Below are 15,096 nucleotides of genomic sequence, written 5' to 3' on the forward strand. Positions count from 1 at the left end.
ACCGTTGTCTAGCCTTGCAAAGATTTAATCTTTGGCTGAAGCACTGCGGATTTCGTAGGCGGAGTCTGCGGTTCCCAGCAGTTGATCAGCTGCGGCACGGTGCAGCCGGGCCGCGGCGGGGTCACCGAGCCGGTCGAGCGTGTCCGCCAGCCGCAGCTGGAGCGCCGCGAGAAGCCGCACGTCCTTGGCCCGGCGCGCCCACTCCACGGCCTCCTCGCAGGTACGCAGGCACTCCTGCGGCCGCCCGGCGTACTCCTGGACGCGGGCCGCCTCGCTCAACGCCCGTGCGTGGCCCGCGAGATCGCCGAGGCGGCGATATCCGGCCGCGGCGGCGCGCCAGTTCCGCAAGGCCTCGCCGTACCGGCCCTCATAGGTGTGTACGGCACCGAGCCTGCCGTACAGCCGCGCCTGGTCCGCCCGCTCGTCGCGCGCGAGCCGCTGGGACAGGGCCCGCCCGTACCAGTCGGCGGCCCGCTGCCAGTCCCCCAGCTCCTGGTAGGCACCGCCTACGGATTCCATCGCGCGGCTGATCGCGTACGGGTCGTTCGCGAGCCTTCCGGCGTCCAGAGCGGCCCGGTAACGGGCCAGCGCGTCGGCCGTACGGCCGGTCCGGGCGTCCAGGTCGGCGAGGTTCAGCAGGGCGGCGGCCCGCTCGCGGTGCAGCCCGCGGCGCTCGGCGACGTCCAGCACCAGCCGGTGCAGCCCGTACAGCTCGGGCGCGGCCTCCTCGGCGCCCCGGTGCGCGGCGAGCGCCCGGACGAGGGCGGCGACCAGGCGCCGGGCGAGGGTGTCGAGGTCCCCGTCGGAGACGGCGACCCGTGCGGCGGCCAGCAGCGCGGGCTGCCGGGTGCGCAGCCACGCGGCGGCGGCCTCGCGGGTCGGGAAGCGCAGCGCGCGGGGCAGCCCGGCGAGCTTGCGGCGCGCGGGCGAGCCCTCCGGCTCGGTGACCGCGCGGCAGGAGTGCAGCAGCCGTACGGTCCGCTCCAGCATCCTCGCGCGGGCCAGCTGCACCTCGGCGGGCCGGTCCTCGGCTTCCAGCCGCTCCCGCAGCAGCGGCAGGAGGCAGCCGGGCACCTCGTACTGCTCGTCCTCCGCCTGGTGGACGAGCCCGAAGGCCACGAAGCTCTCCAGCGTGGACCGGGCGGCCGACACCGAGCAGCCGGCCAGGGCGGAGGCGGTGTGGGCGTCGGCGATGCCGACCGGGGCGAGGGCGAGCAGGCGCAGCATCCGCGCGGCGGGGGCGGGGAGCGCCTCGTAGGCCAGGCGGAAGGCGCGGGCCAGCGGGCGGGCGGCGACGGGGCGGTCGGGCTCGTCGGGCAGGGCGCGCAGCCGCTTGGTGAGGTCGGCGACGGACGACATGGGGCGGGCGGCGAGCCAGCCGCCGACCAGCACGAGGGCGGCGGGCTGGCCGCCGCACAGCTCGGTGAGCGTCTCGGCGGCCTGCGGGTCGACCGTGATCCGTACGGAGCCGGTGAAACTGTCGAGCAGTTCGATGGCGGACTTGGCGTCCAGTCCGCCGACCGTGCAGGGCCGCACGTCGGGGACGCCGGTGAGCGGGCCCTGGGCGACGCACACGACGAGGCAGGCGGGGTTGTCGGGGAGCAGCGCGTCGACCTGCTCGGCGTTCGCGGCGTCGTCGAGGAGGAGCAGGGCGCGGCGTTCGGCGAAGGTGTCCCGCAGCAGCTGGGTCAGCTCGTCCTCGCCCGCCCCGGCGGGTGCGGGGATGGCGAGGCGGTCGAGCAGCCCGCGGGCGATCCGCTCGATCGGCACCGGCTCGCCGCCGGGCTCGGTCAGCCGGGCCCGCAGGACGCCGTCGCGGTAGCCACGGGCGAGGTCGCCGACCAGTTCCTCGGCGAGCGCGGTCCGCCCGCTGCCCGGCCGCCCGGCGATCAGCAGCACCCGGGCGCGCGGTGAGGGCCGCCCGGCGAGCGTGTCGAGCCCGGCACGGGCGATGTCGGCGCGCAGCTCCTTGAGCTCGCGCACCCGCCCGAAGAACCGACGGCGCGGGTCCCCGGTCCGCGCACCGGACCGGTCCGCACCGCCCGCGCCGCCGAAGTCCACCGCCTGATCCGTCACGGGCCACGCTCCCGTCCGCCTGCGCACGTGCTGATCCCGCCGGATACCCAGGCGGGCGATCCGAGCGTAGTTCAGCCACCGGTACCCACCTCGCGGAGCACGACCGCCGGGTCCCTCAATCGGATCAGCCGATCGTCACACCATCGGTCTCATGGCCGACCCCCTGCCGGACGTCGTCCACACAGCCACCGGGACCACCACGTCGGTGCCCTCACGGCGGGCCACCGCACCGCAGGGCCCACACCCGGGCCCCGGTGTCCGGAGCACCGCGCTCGAATCCCCCCATGCGCACGCCCACGCCGGGCCCACCGCGCCCGGCCACGGCGTCCCCGGCCACCGCCTCCCGCCGCCGCGCCCGGGCGCACTCCCGCCGCGGAGCCGGCCAAGGCAACCGCGACCACGCCGAGCGCCGGGCCCCGCCCACGGCCCCCTCGGGGGCTACGCCTCGAAGGGGCGGGCCGGCCAGGGGGCTTCGGCGGGGCGGAGGGCGTCGAGGCCGTCGGCCGCGCGGGCGGCGAGGACCGAGAGGACGCCCACCACCAGGCAGTTGTTGTGGAGCTCGCCCGCCAGGACGCCCCGTACCAGCTCGTCGAGCGGCACCCGGGCGAGTTCCATGTCGGCCTCCTCCTCCGCGACCTCGAAGCGCTCACCCTCCGCCGCCGACAGGCCGCGCGCCAGAAAGATGCGTACGGCTTCGTCGCAGCCGCCCGGCGTGGTGTACACGTCCGTGAGGACATTCCACGTCTCGGCCTTGACGTGCGCCTCCTCGTACAGCTCGCGCACCGCCGCGCTCAGCGGGTTCTCGCCGGGCACGTCCAGCAGGCCGGCCGGGATCTCCCAGAGCTTGTGCCGCACCGGGTGGCGGTACTGGCGCAGGACGAGGACCCGGTCCTCGTCGTCGAGGGCGAGGACCGCGACCGAGCCGGGGTGGACCTGGTAGTCCCGGCGTACGACGGTCCCGTCCGGCATGACCACGTCGTCGGTACGGACACTCGTCTTGTTGCCCTGGAAGGGCAGGGCGGTCGCGGTGACCTGCCACTCCTCGGGCGTGTCCTTGATGGTCATGAAAGACGTCCTCCCTCGTACCCACACGTACACAGAAAACCGGGGCACGTGCCCTGATCAGGCCCGTACCCCGGTCAACCGTATCGCTAGCGCGTCACTTGCCCGTCTTGCGCTCCACAGCGGCCTTCACCAGGCCCGCGAAGAGCGGGTGCGGCCGGGTCGGGCGGGAGCGCAGCTCCGGGTGCGCCTGGGTGGCGACCAGGTAGGGGTGCACCTCGCGCGGGTACTCCACGTACTCCACGAGCTTGTTGTCCGGGGACGTGCCGGAGAAGAAGATGCCCGCCTTCTTCTCCAGCTCCGCGCGGTACGCGTTGTTGACCTCGTAGCGGTGCCGGTGCCGCTCGTCGACGTACGGCTGGTCGCCGTAGACCTCGCGGACGATCGAGCCCTCGGCGAGCTTCGCCGGGTACAGGCCCAGGCGCATCGTTCCGCCCAGGTCGCCCGCGCCCTCGACGTACGCCAGCTGCTCCTCCATCGTCGAGATGACGGGGTGGGAGGTGGCCGGGTCGAACTCGGTGGAGTTGGCGTCGGCGATGCCGGCGAGGTTCCGCGCGGCCTCGACCACGATGCACTGGAGACCCAGGCACAGGCCCAGCAGCGGGATCTTGTTCTCGCGGGCGTACTGGATGGCGCCGACCTTGCCGTTGACGCCGCGCTCGCCGAAGCCGCCGGGGATGACGATCGCGTCGACGTCACCGAGCTGCTTGGCCGCGCCCACCTGCGTCTTGCAGTCGTCGGACGTGACCCACTTGACCTTGACGCGGGCCTTGTTGGCGAAGCCGCCGGCGCGCATGGCCTCGGTCACGGACAGGTACGCGTCGGGCAGGTCGATGTACTTGCCGACCAGCGCGACCGTGACCTCGTGGTCGGGGTTGTGGACCCGGTCCAGCAGGTCCTCCCAGACGGTCCAGTCGACGTCGCGGAACGGCAGGTCCAGCTTGCGCACGACGTACGCGTCGAGGCCCTCGGTGTGCAGCACCTTCGGGATGTCGTAGATCGACTTGGCGTCGATGGCCGCGACGACGGCCGCCTCGTCGACGTCGCACATCAGCGAGATCTTGCGCTTGATCGCGGTCGGTACGTCACGGTCGGCGCGCAGCACGATCGCGTCCGGCTGGATACCGATGTTCCGGAGGGCCGCCACGCTGTGCTGGGTCGGCTTGGTCTTCAGCTCGCCGGACGGGCCGATGTACGGCAGCAGCGAGATGTGCACGACGAAGACGTTGTCCCGGCCGACCTCGTGGCGGACCTGACGGACGGTCTCCAGGAACGGCAGCGACTCGATGTCGCCGACCGTGCCGCCGACCTCCGTGATCACGACGTCGACGTCGCCGGTCGCCATGCGGCGGATGCGGTGCTTGATCTCGTTGGTGATGTGCGGGATGACCTGGACGGTGTCGCCGAGGTACTCGCCGCGGCGCTCCTTGGCGATGACGGTCGAGTAGACCTGGCCGGTGGTGACGTTGGCCGAGCCGTCGAGGTCGACGTCGAGGAACCGCTCGTAGTGGCCGATGTCCAGGTCGGTCTCGGCGCCGTCGTTGGTGACGAACACCTCACCGTGCTGGAACGGGTTCATCGTGCCCGGGTCGACGTTGAGGTAGGGGTCGAGCTTCTGCATCGTGACCCGAAGGCCCCGGGCCTTGAGGAGCGCACCCAGGCTGGAGGCGGTCAGGCCCTTGCCGAGGGAGGACGCGACACCCCCGGTGACGAAGATGTGCTTGGTCGTCGTGGATTTGGGCGGCATGGCCAAGAGGGGGCTCCCGTGGTCGCGGTCTGGAGGTGCGTACCGGCGTCCGGTCCGGAGGATTCCGGGGAGTTCCGGGGGTGCCGTCGCTGCGGTTCGGGGGCCGCCGATTCGAGGTGCGGCGCCCACCGGTCCACGGGCTACCAGGGTATCAGCGACGCGGCACGCCCGCTTCCGGCCACGCGCGTGCCGGGGCGGGGAGGGGCCGGGGGACGGCGCGCCCCGGCCCACGGCCGCTCCCGCGCGCCACCGCGCCGGAACCGCCCCGGCACGCGCACAAGGCCCGTGCCCACGCGTCCGCCCCACCTACGGTGCGCGCACGCCCGGACACGCACCGCATCACACCCCGCCGCGGGGTTTCGTACGCGCGGTAGCCGGTCACCCGTTCTGCTCAACAGCTCTACCAGGACGATCACACAGAGGGCCGGAGCGCGTCGTATCCTGCTCGGACACTCGCTGCCGAGCCAGGCCCTCATAACGGCACCACCCCCGCCCGTCACCGGGAACATCGTGCTCGTCGGCGATCCTTGACCCTGACCCCAGTAAGCGCCCCGCGGGGCGAACGTTGCCGTTCGACTGGAGATTGCACGTGGCCGGGCGCATCGAGGACTACGCACTCATCGGAGACATGCAGACCGCCGCCCTGGTCTGCCGGGACGGTACGGCCGACTGGCTGTGCCTCCCGCGCTTCGATTCGCATGCCGTCTTCGCAGGACTTCTCGGTACCGAGGAGCACGGTTTCTGGCGGATCGGGCCGGCGCACGCCGATGACGCCGAGCCGCCCGCCGCCGACCGGCGCCGGTACGTCGGTGACTCGCTGATCCTCGAATCCGACTGGGACACGCCGCGCGGCACGGTCCGCGTGACCGATTTCATGCCGCCGCGCGACGGCGCCCCGCAGCTGGTGCGGATCGTGGAGGGCGTCAGCGGCCGGGTGCGGATGCGGTCCGCGCTGCGGATGCGGTTCTCCTACGGGCGTGTGGTGCCCTGGGTGCACAAGGTGGACAACCGTACGGTCGCCGTCGCCGGGCCCGACTCGGTCTGGCTGGACACCGACGTGGAGACGCACGGCGAGGACCTCACCACGTACTCGGACTTCACCATCAAGGAGGGCGACCGGGTCGCCTTCACCATCAGCTGGCAGCCCTCGCACCACCCGGAGCCGCCGCTGGCGGACCCGCTGGGTGCGCTGGAGGCCACCTCGGAGTTCTGGCGCGAGTGGGTCGACCACTGCACCTACCGCGGGCCCTACCGCGAGGCCGTGGTCCGCTCGCTGATCACGCTGAAGGCGCTGACGTACGCCCCGACGGGCGGCATCGTCGCCGCGCCCACCACCTCCCTGCCGGAGGACATCGGCGGCGTACGGAACTGGGACTACCGCTACACCTGGCTGCGGGACGCGGCGATCACCCTCTCCTCGCTGCTGCGCACCGGCTACCGCGAGGAGGCCCGCGCCTGGCGCGAGTGGCTGCTGCGCGCGGTCGCCGGCGACCCGGAGAACCTGCAGATCATGTACGGCATCGCGGGCGAGCGCGAGCTCGGCGAGGCCGAGCTGGACTGGCTGCCGGGGTACGAGAACTCCGCCCCGGTCCGGGTCGGCAACGGCGCGGCGAACCAGCTCCAGCTCGATGTGTACGGCGAGGTCACCGAGGCCCTGCACCTGGCGCACATGACGGGCCTGTCGCGCAACGACTACGCCTCGCTGCTCCAGCTGAAGCTGATCCGGTACCTGGAGGATCACTGGGACCAGCCGGACGAGGGCATCTGGGAGGTGCGCGGGCCGCGCCGCCACTTCGTGCACTCCAAGGTGATGGCGTGGGTCGCGGTCGACCGGACGATCAAGCTGATCGAGTCGGGGGACGCGGACGGGCCGCTGGAGAAGTGGCGCGACCTGCGCGAGACGATCCACCGGGACGTGTGCGAGAAGGGCTACGACCCGGAGCGCAACACGTTCACGCAGTCGTACGGCTCGAAGGAGCTGGACGCCTCGCTGCTGCTGATCCCGCAGGTGGGCTTCCTGCCGCCGGACGACAAGCGGGTGATCGGCACGATCGAGGCGATCCAGCGGGAGCTGTCCACGGAGGACGGCTTCATCCTCCGCTACCCCACCGAGGGCGCGGACGAGGGCGTGGACGGCCTGCCGGGCGACGAGGGCGCGTTTTTGGCCTGCTCGTTCTGGATGGCCGACGACCTGGCGATGATCGGCCGGGTCGACGAGGCGCGCAAGCTCTTCGAGAAGCTGCTCGGACTGCGGAACGACCTGGGGCTGCTGGCGGAGGAGTGGGATCCGCGCCTGCAGCGCCAGGTCGGGAACTTCCCGCAGGCGTTCAGCCACGTGCCACTGATCGACACGGCACTGCGGCTGACCGCCTCGGGCGCGTACGGCGGCTGACAAGCGGTGACGAGGACCGCTTTCCGCAGGCCGCGCTGACCACTGCCGTCGCCACGCAGGCGGCGGGCAGTGGCCGCGGGCGGCTGCCGGCCTTCACCGGCAGTCCACGGCAGCCACGGCCGTCACGTCGTCTCGTAAAGTGACGGCCATGGCATGCCGCATCAGTGAACTGGTCATCGACGCCGTGGACCCCGACCGGCTGGCCGCGTTCTGGAGCGACGTCCTCGGCTACGTCGAGCTCGAACGGGAGGCCGACGGAAGCATCGCGATCGGCCCGCCCGACGCCGGTTTCGGCGGCCCGCAGCCCACCCTCGTCCTCAGCCCCACCAATGCCCCCCGGACGGGAAAGCTCCCGCTGCACATCGACGTCAACGCCACCGACCGCGACCAGGACGCCGAGCTGGAACGACTGCTCGCACTCGGCGCACGGCCCGTCGACATCGGCCAGACCGGCGCCGAGAGCCGGCACGTCCTGGCCGATCCCGAGGGCAACGAGTTCTGCCTCCTGCGCGCCCGGCTCACGCCCTTGTGACTCCTACAAGGCTGTGATCACCTCCCGGGCGGCGCGCTCACCCTCGGTCGCGCCGCCCTCCATGAAGCCCTGGAAGTCGTAACTGCAGTGCTCGCCGCCGATGTGGATCCTGCCCTGCGGGCCCTGGGCGGTGCCCTCGTATCCGGCGTACCGGTGCAGGTAGCCGACGGGCCAGTACGAGTAGGCGCCGAGGGCGTACGGGTTGTGGTGCCAGGCGGAGAGCTGGGCGCGGCCGTTCCAGGCCTTGGACGTGCCGGGGAAGAACGCGTCGATCCCGCGCAGGCGGCGGGCGGCGAGATCGCGGACGTACGGGTCGGACTCGGTGGAGAACGGGGCGGCGGGGCGGAGGTTCTCGGCGAGGGGGCCGCCGTTGTACTGGATGAGGATGCCGCCCGTGCCGGGCTGGATCTTGGTGGTGTCCCAGGTCTGCTGGACGTCGGTGTCGGTGAAGCAGTCCCCGGCGGAGACGCCCGGCCACGGTCCGGTGCCGCGCCAGGGGCGGGTGCCGCACTGCATGTTGAGCTTGGTGCAGTGGCCCATGCGCGCGTCGCGCAGCAGGTTCTTCATGAGCGGGTCGAAGCCGGCCTGGGTGAGGTCGAGCCGCTGGAGGACCGGCAGCGGGACGCACAGGATGGTGTGGTCGGCGGTGACCGTGCGGGTGGCGCCGCCCTCGGTGAAGGTGAGCGTCTGCGTGCCGTCGGCGCCCGCGCGTACGGCGGTCAGGGACCAGCCCATGCGGAGGGTGCCGGCGGACAGTGACCGGGCGATGGCGTTCGGGAGCTGGTCGTTGCCGCCGGTGATGTGGTAGCGCTCGTTGGACAGGCCCCACACGTTGAAGTGGCCCGGGTTGGTCTGATAGCCCATCAGCAGGACGAGGGCGAGGGACGACTGCTCGGTGGTGTCGGCTCCGTACTCGACGTTGTACGCGACGTCGATGAACTGCCCGAGGGGTGAGGAGTGCCCGCCCGGGACGCGGCTCTCGATCCAGTCGTATATCGACATGGTGTCCAGGGCGGTGCCCTCGGGCGTGCTCTGGTTCCACTTCACCTCGCCGGCTTCCTGGAGGTCCCGGTGGAGAAGCTGGTAGACGGCCTTGAAGTCCTCGTCGGCCTGGTGGCGCGGGTAGTAGGTGCCGTCGAACCAGAGGACTTCCTCGGCGCCGTTGGGCCCGCCGCCGAGGAAGTCCTCCAGGGGCAGGTCGAAGCGGCGACAGAGCTCCTGGATCTTCTTGTGGCTGGTGTCGATCAGCTCGCCGCCGATCTCGGAGATCTGGCCGTACGCCCAGTGGCCGCGCTGCGTCCACATGCGGCCGCCGACGCGGGTGGGATCGGCCTCGTAGAGCGTGCAGTTCAGGCCCGCGTCCTTGAGGGTGAGGGCGGCGGTGAGACCGGCGATGCCGGCGCCGACGACGGCGATGCGCGGTCCGCCCGCTTCCGCCGCGCGGGCGGGTGTCGGCCGGGCCGCCACCGCCGTACCGACACCGGCCGCGAGGCCGAGGGCGGCGGCGCGCCGGAGCAGGTCGCGGCGGCTGGAGCCGCGGACGGCTTCCACCGGCATGTGGAGCTTCTCCGCGGCGGCGCGGTGGGCGGCGATGTCGCGCAGGGCGCGCATCAGGGGCGTACGGGACATGGTGGTGCTCCTCAGACGGTCGCGGGCTGGTGGTCTTCATCCGCGCGGTCATCGCGCTCGGCCGCGTCCTCGAGGACGATCCGGCCGATGATCTCGTACCGCTCGGGCTGTCTGGCCTTCAGGTAGAAGCCGAGGCCGAGGCCGCCGAAGAAGACGGCGCCGACGATCCACGGGATGAGGGTGAAGAAGAGGGAGTCGGCGGCGAGGCCCGCTGCGGTCTCCATGTTCAGCACCAGCAGAACGACGACCGCGGTCATCCCGATGCCGCCGAGCAGCGGGGCGGTGAACGTCGTGAACCAGTGCCGGTCCTCGGGGTGGTTCTTGCGGAAGTAGCCGATGACGGCGAACGAGCACAGGGTCTGGACGATCAGGATCGCCATGGTGCCGAGGATCGCGAGCAGCGTGTAGAGGTGGATGTACGGGTCCTGGCCGGTGAGCCAGAAGGCGCCGACGAGGACGACGGCGATGGCGCTCTGGACGTAGGAGGCGATGTACGGCGAGCCGTGCGTGGCGTGGGTACGGCCGAGCGCCGGGTGCAGGAAGCCCTCACGGCCGATGGCGTACAGGTAGCGCGAGGCGCACTGGTGGAAGGCCATGCCGCAGGCGAAGGAGCCGGTCAGCAGCAGCCACTGGAAGGCGTCCACGGCCCAGGCGCCGATGTACGACCGCGTCGGGTCGAAGAACAGGTCGAGCGGGCTCGCGGACGCGGACACCTCGACGGCGCCCTTGAGGCCGTTGCCGGCGATGGTCATCCAGGACACGTAGATGTAGAAGAGGCCGACGCCGACGACGGAGATGAGGGTGGCGCGCGGGATGACGCGCTTGGGGTCGCGGGACTCCTCGCCGTACATCGCGGTCGACTCGAAGCCCACCCACGACCAGAAGGCGAAGAAGAGGCCAAGGCCGGCGGAGGCGCCGGTGAAGGCGTTGGCGGGATTGACCGGCTCCATGGGTATGCCGTCCGGGCCCCCGCCATTGAGCAGCACCGCCGTGGCGACGGCGAACAGCACGGCGATCTCGGCGATCAGCATCACGCCCAGCGCCTTGGCGGTGAGGTTGATGTCGAAGTACGCGAGGACGGCGGTCACCGCGAGCATCGCGGCCGCGTACACGATCCAGGGCAGGTCCACGCCCAGCTGGTCGGCGACGGTGGTCTTGGTGAAGTAGGCGAAGACGCCGACGATCGAGGCCTCGAAGACGATGTACGCGAGGACCGCGAGCATGCCGGAGGCCATGCCGGCGATACGGCCGAGGCCGTGCGAGATGTAGCCGTAGAAGGCGCCGGCCGCGGTGATCCTTTTCGCCATGGCGACGTAGCCGACGGAGAAGACGGTGAGGACGAGCGTCGCGAAGAGGTAGCCGGCCGGGGCGCCGGTGCCGTTGCCGAAGCCGACCGCGATGGGGAGGTTGCCGGTCATCGCGGTGATCGGTGCGGCGGTGGCGACCGCCATGAAGACGACGCCGACGAGTCCGACGGAGTTCGCCTTGAGCCGCTGCACCTGGGGGCTCGCTGGGGTGGGATTGTCTGCCATGGCGGAACACCCTCCTCCGGCGTGACGTACGCCACAATCGACAGGCGGTCGCGCAATTGACCCGTCGGCACGACGAGTTGTCGCCCGGCGACGCCCGTCGTCATCGTCCGGTGATGTCCCCGGAACACGGACGCGGGTAGCGTCCGGCCGTATGAGCTCCATGAACGAACAGGGCGGAATCACCGTGCAGCGGGCGCTCGAGCTGCCCGGGCTGCGCGGCGGACTCCCTGAAGTGGTGGCCGGGGCGGACCGACTGCACCGCACGGTGCGCTGGGTGCACGCCGGTGAGGTGCCGAACATCGCGTCGCTGCTGAAGGGCGGCGAGCTGCTGCTGACGACCGGGCTGGGCCTCGGTACGCGGCCGGCGGAGCAGCGGACGTTCGTGCGGCGGCTGGCGGAGCGCGGGATCGCGGCGCTGGTGGTGGAGCTGGGGCCGAGGTTCTCGCGGCTGCCCGCGACGATCGTGGAGACCGCGCGGGCGGCAGGCCTGCCGCTGGTGCAGCTCCACCGTGAGGTCCCCTTCGTGTCCGTCACGGAGGAGGTCCACACCGAGATCGTCAACGGGCACTACGCGCTGCTGCGGCAGGCCGAGGACGTGCACCGGCGGTGCACGGAGGCGCTGCTGGGCGGCGGCGGGGTGCCGCAGGTGCTGGGCATCCTCGCCGACTTCGCGGCCAACCCGGTGTTCCTGGAGACCCCGGACGGCCAGCTGCTGTACGCCGCGGGCGGCGGGGCGGGGCCGGATCCGCTCCAGGTGTGGGAGGGGCTGCGCGGCCAGCGGGCGGCGCGGGAGGCGGGGCCGCCGACGGGGGCGGTGCTGGTGGACGTGCCGGGCGGCGGTCCGGGCGCGGCGGCGGTGCGCGCCCGCCTGGTGCTCCTGGCGGTGTCCGGGGGGCTGCTGCCCGTCCACCGGATGGCGGCGGAGCGGGCGGCGGGCATCCTGGCGGTGGTGCTGATGCAGGCACGGCAGGAGGAGGAGCTGGCGGCGCGGGGGCGGGGCGACTTCCTCACCGACCTCGCGGAGGGCCGTATCACGGCGGACGACGCGCCCGCGCAGGCCCGGGTGCTGGGCTTTAAGCCGGGTGACGGGCCGCTGCTGCCGGTGGTGATGCGGCTCTCGTCCGATGTGATGCCGTCCGGCAACTGGTCGCTGCTGGCCCGCGCCGTGCTGGAGGAGCTTTCCGCCGTGGGCGTCCCCGTCCTGCTGGGCGTACGCCCGGTCGAGGGCCGGGTGCCGCTCCTGCTGGGTCTGCGTACCGAGTCGGAGCGTACGGCGGTCGCCGACCGGGTGGCCGCGGCGCTGCGGGCGGGCGTGGCACGGGCGGGCCTCGAGCGCGCGTCGGGCGGGCACCCGCCGGTCGTCGTGGTGGGCGTCGCGGGCAACTGGGCGGCGGCGTCGGCGGGCCTGCGGCACGCGGCGGAGACGGCGACGGCCGCGCAGGGGCTGCCGGACCGGCCCTGGTACGACGCGCGGCGCCTGGACATCGACCTGCTGCTGTGGCGGCTGCGGGATCATCCGGACCTGGCCGCGTTCGTGGAGCGGGCGATCGGCCCGCTGCGGGACCACGACCGGACGTCCCGCCCGCCCCTGCTGCCGACCCTGGAGACGTACCTGGCGCACGCGGGCCGCAAGGCGGAGACGGCACGCGAACTGCACCTCAACCGCCAGACCCTCTACAACCGGCTGGCCCGCATCGGCGACCTCCTGGGCACGGACCTGGACGACCCCCAAACGGTCCTGGCCCTGTCCCTGGCGCTGCGGGCCCGCCGCCACACGATGTGACGCACCGCACAGGGCGCGTCCGCAGCCGGTACGGTCGGCGTGCGCACTCCACGGGGGGGGTCAGGCCCGGGAGCTGCTGGTTGCAGGCCACTTCCTGATCACCGGCATGGCGGCGGGCGCCGAGGCGGCGGCACCCGGGTCGCCCTCACCGGCGGGGTCATGCCGATCGGTACGCGCCGCGAGCCGGGCCGCGCCATGCACCGGCTGGAGAACCGCGTACGGGCTCGCCACCGGCAGTGACGAGTCACCCGCCCGCGCACAGCTCGTCGTACACGCTCAGCACCTGCGCGATCGTCTCGTCCTCGGTCGGCCACGTCGCCGCCTGTGCCCGCCCCGCCGCCGCCAGCGCGGCCCGCCGCGCCGGGTCCGCGAGCAGGGCCGTCACCGCGGCGGCCAGCGCGTCCGCGTCGCCGTACCGGACGAGGACCGCGGCGTCACCGACGAGTTCCGGCACCCCGCCCACCGCGGTCGCGACCAGCGGGACGCCGAGCCGCAGTGCCTCCTGGGCCAGCGGGGCCCGCGCCTCCCAGCGGCTGGGCAGCACCGCGACGTCCGCCGCCGCGAGCAGCGACGTGACGTCGTCGCGGCGGCCGAGCAGCCGCACCGGCAGCCCGTCGGTGTCGATCCGCCGCTGCAGCACGGCCCGTTGGCGTCCCGCGCCCGCGACGGCGACCAGCGGCACCGGGTCGTGGCGGAGCCACAGCCGGGACGCGTCCAGCAGCGTGCCGTACCCGCGGTGCGGCTCCAGCGCGCCGACGGCCATCAGCAACGGCCGGTCCATGGCGCCCAGTTCCGCACGCGCCTTGCCCGCCTGGGCCTCGGCGACGCCCTCGTGCGGGGCGGGGACGGAGACGGGCCCGAGCCGCGCGTCACGGGCGCCGCGCCGCCGGGCCCGGTCGACGAGTTCGGAGCACGTACCCAGCACAACGGCCGCTGCCCGCACGGTCTTCCGCTCCATCATCCGGAGCAACTGGCCACGGGCGCCCTCGGCGTGCGTACGGGTGTGCCAGGTCACCACGAGCGGTACGCGCTGCGAGCCGAGCGCCAGCCCGGCACGCACCGAGGCGTGCAGTCCATGTGCGTGCACCACGTCCGCGCTCGCGCACGCCACGCGCAGCGCCCCGATGGCGACCGGGTCGCTGCGGCGCGGTACGGGCACGAAGTGCGCCCCGGTGCCCAGGAAGTCGTAGTCGTGGTCCAGTTCGGCAGGGGCGCACACGGTCACCCGCACGCCCCTCGCCACGAGCCCGGCGGCCAGTGATCTGACGTGAGCGCTGCTGCCCGCGCTGCCGCCACCCAGCACTTGGACCGTACGCAGCTGTGTCACGCGCCCAAGAATGCCAGCCCGTACGCACGTTCCGGCACCGGCGGGACGAAGCAGCCGTGTCGCGGGGCGTAAACCGTCTCCCGCTATCACTCACACGGGTGATCCCGGGCGGTGTCTCCGTACACCGCGGCGGCGACCAGCCCGGCCGCGTGGACGGCGAGCCCGACCCGCCCGTTGGCGGCGGCGATCGCCGTGCCGAGCGCCGCGCCCAGGGCGTGGGCGCCCGCGTCGCCGAGCATGGTGCGCTCACCGAGGTCGTCGGCGACGACGGCGGCCGCGGCGCCCATCGGCGCGGCGGCGAGGGGCCCGCGCAGCAGGCCGGGCGCACCGAGCGCGAGCACCGTGAGGGCCGCCCGGCCGGGCCGTACGTCCACGAGGTTGACGAAGTGGGCGGTGCCGGCGATGACGACGCCCGCGAGGACCTTGTCGACGGGCCGCTCCTTGAGCAGCGCGCCCGCGACGAGCCCGGCGGCGCCCACCCCGAAGAGCTTGACGGCCCCGCTGGTGACCTCGCCACCCCGCAGGGCACCCAGGTGCGCCCGGAAACCCCGCCGGTGGTCGCCCTTGACGTCGTCGTACGCCCCACAGACGCCCCCCGCGAGCCCGGCCAGCACGGCGGCACCCCGCCCCGGTGCGCCCGCCGGCAACGCCCCGAGCGCGGCGCCCAGGGCCACGGCGGGCCCGGCGTACAGGTCGACGGTCCGCCCGGCGTGGTTCGTCCGCTCCCACCGCTCGTCACGACGCCGCCGCAGCCCCTCGTACACGGCACGGGTGACCCCCGCGGCAACCCCGAAGACGCCGACGGTCCTACAGAATCCGATCATGCGCGCCACCCTATGAGCGCCCGCACCCGGCGTCCGGCGCAGGGTGGGGCCGTGCAGGGTCGCCCCCGCAGAGGTTGGCGGCTGTAAAGGGCTCCCTTTCCAGAGGCCCGAGGCCGCCGGCCTCGAGGAGGTGAGCCCGGAGGGGCCCCGCCCCCACCCACCGGCAGGGAACGAGCCGCGCGCAGGAGCCAT

Annotated in this window: 10 protein-coding genes; 3 read left to right on the plus strand and 7 right to left on the minus strand. The window is 73.2% G+C overall.

The genetic code is table 11. The annotated features are described in order from the left end of the window. Positions 1-24: 24 nt before the first annotated feature. The 3 genes from BKD26_RS11215 to BKD26_RS11225 form a co-directional block, all read right to left on the minus strand. Positions 25-1,983, minus strand: a complete 1,959-nt coding sequence (locus BKD26_RS11215; RefSeq protein ID WP_241518604.1) for a tetratricopeptide repeat protein — start codon at positions 1,981-1,983, stop codon at positions 25-27. Positions 1,984-2,514: 531 nt separating this feature from the next. Beyond that, a complete protein-coding gene (locus BKD26_RS11220; RefSeq protein WP_084897686.1) occupies positions 2,515-3,141 on the minus strand; it encodes an NUDIX hydrolase in 627 nt (208 codons plus the stop codon). Between the two features lie 94 nt (positions 3,142-3,235). Next, positions 3,236-4,885 carry a CTP synthase gene (locus tag BKD26_RS11225; RefSeq protein ID WP_084897687.1) on the minus strand — a complete coding sequence of 550 codons (1,650 nt, stop codon included), beginning with the start codon at positions 4,883-4,885 and terminating at the stop codon, positions 3,236-3,238. Between the two features lie 589 nt (positions 4,886-5,474). Here BKD26_RS11225 and BKD26_RS11230 point away from each other — a divergent pair. Together BKD26_RS11230 and BKD26_RS11235 are read left to right on the plus strand one after the other, a co-directional pair. Then, on the plus strand, positions 5,475-7,277 hold the full coding sequence (locus BKD26_RS11230; RefSeq protein WP_084897688.1) for a glycoside hydrolase family 15 protein: 1,803 nt from the start codon (positions 5,475-5,477) through the stop codon (positions 7,275-7,277). A 148-nt stretch (positions 7,278-7,425) separates the two neighbouring features. Further along, positions 7,426-7,809, plus strand: a complete 384-nt coding sequence (locus BKD26_RS11235) for a VOC family protein (RefSeq protein WP_084897689.1) — start codon at positions 7,426-7,428, stop codon at positions 7,807-7,809. A gap of 3 nt (positions 7,810-7,812) precedes the next feature. Here BKD26_RS11235 and BKD26_RS11240 read toward each other — a convergent pair whose 3' ends face one another. Then, the gene (locus BKD26_RS11240; protein ID WP_084897690.1) at positions 7,813-9,438 is read right to left on the minus strand and encodes an NAD(P)/FAD-dependent oxidoreductase; all 1,626 of its coding nucleotides are present in this window, start codon (positions 9,436-9,438) and stop codon (positions 7,813-7,815) included. Between the two features lie 11 nt (positions 9,439-9,449). Beyond that, positions 9,450-10,970, minus strand: a complete 1,521-nt coding sequence (locus tag BKD26_RS11245) for an APC family permease (RefSeq protein ID WP_084897691.1) — start codon at positions 10,968-10,970, stop codon at positions 9,450-9,452. Between the two features lie 160 nt (positions 10,971-11,130). Here BKD26_RS11245 and BKD26_RS11250 point away from each other — a divergent pair, with 160 nt between their 5' ends. Beyond that, positions 11,131-12,753, plus strand: coding sequence for a PucR family transcriptional regulator (locus BKD26_RS11250; protein ID WP_084897733.1), 1,623 nt, complete (start codon positions 11,131-11,133; stop codon positions 12,751-12,753). A 244-nt stretch (positions 12,754-12,997) separates the two neighbouring features. Here BKD26_RS11250 and BKD26_RS11255 read toward each other — a convergent pair whose 3' ends face one another. Then, positions 12,998-14,080: a glycosyltransferase family 4 protein gene (locus BKD26_RS11255; RefSeq protein ID WP_084897692.1), complete on the minus strand. Its 1,083-nt coding sequence runs from the start codon at positions 14,078-14,080 to the stop codon at positions 12,998-13,000. A gap of 86 nt (positions 14,081-14,166) precedes the next feature. Further along, the gene (locus tag BKD26_RS11260; RefSeq protein ID WP_084897693.1) at positions 14,167-14,904 is read right to left on the minus strand and encodes a hypothetical protein; all 738 of its coding nucleotides are present in this window, start codon (positions 14,902-14,904) and stop codon (positions 14,167-14,169) included. Between the last annotated feature and the right edge of the window lie 192 nt (positions 14,905-15,096).

The sequence above is a fragment of the Streptomyces sp. CB03238 genome (assembly GCF_002099185.1).
Lineage (GTDB): Bacteria > Actinomycetota > Actinomycetes > Streptomycetales > Streptomycetaceae > Streptomyces.

Bases quoted from the DNA above. Each gene is read 5' to 3' on its own strand.
- BKD26_RS11245 (WP_084897691.1), bottom strand. From the start codon at position 10,970: ATGGCAGACAATCCCACCCCAGCGAGCCCCCAGGTGCAGCGGCTCAAG.
- BKD26_RS11250 (WP_084897733.1), top strand. From the start codon at position 11,131: ATGAACGAACAGGGCGGAATCACCGTGCAGCGGGCGCTCGAGCTGCCC.
- BKD26_RS11240 (WP_084897690.1), bottom strand. From the start codon at position 9,438: ATGTCCCGTACGCCCCTGATGCGCGCCCTGCGCGACATCGCCGCCCAC.
- BKD26_RS11225 (WP_084897687.1), bottom strand. From the start codon at position 4,885: ATGCCGCCCAAATCCACGACGACCAAGCACATCTTCGTCACCGGGGGT.
- BKD26_RS11260 (WP_084897693.1), bottom strand. From the start codon at position 14,904: ATGATCGGATTCTGTAGGACCGTCGGCGTCTTCGGGGTTGCCGCGGGG.
- BKD26_RS11220 (WP_084897686.1), bottom strand. From the start codon at position 3,141: ATGACCATCAAGGACACGCCCGAGGAGTGGCAGGTCACCGCGACCGCC.
- BKD26_RS11235 (WP_084897689.1), top strand. From the start codon at position 7,426: ATGGCATGCCGCATCAGTGAACTGGTCATCGACGCCGTGGACCCCGAC.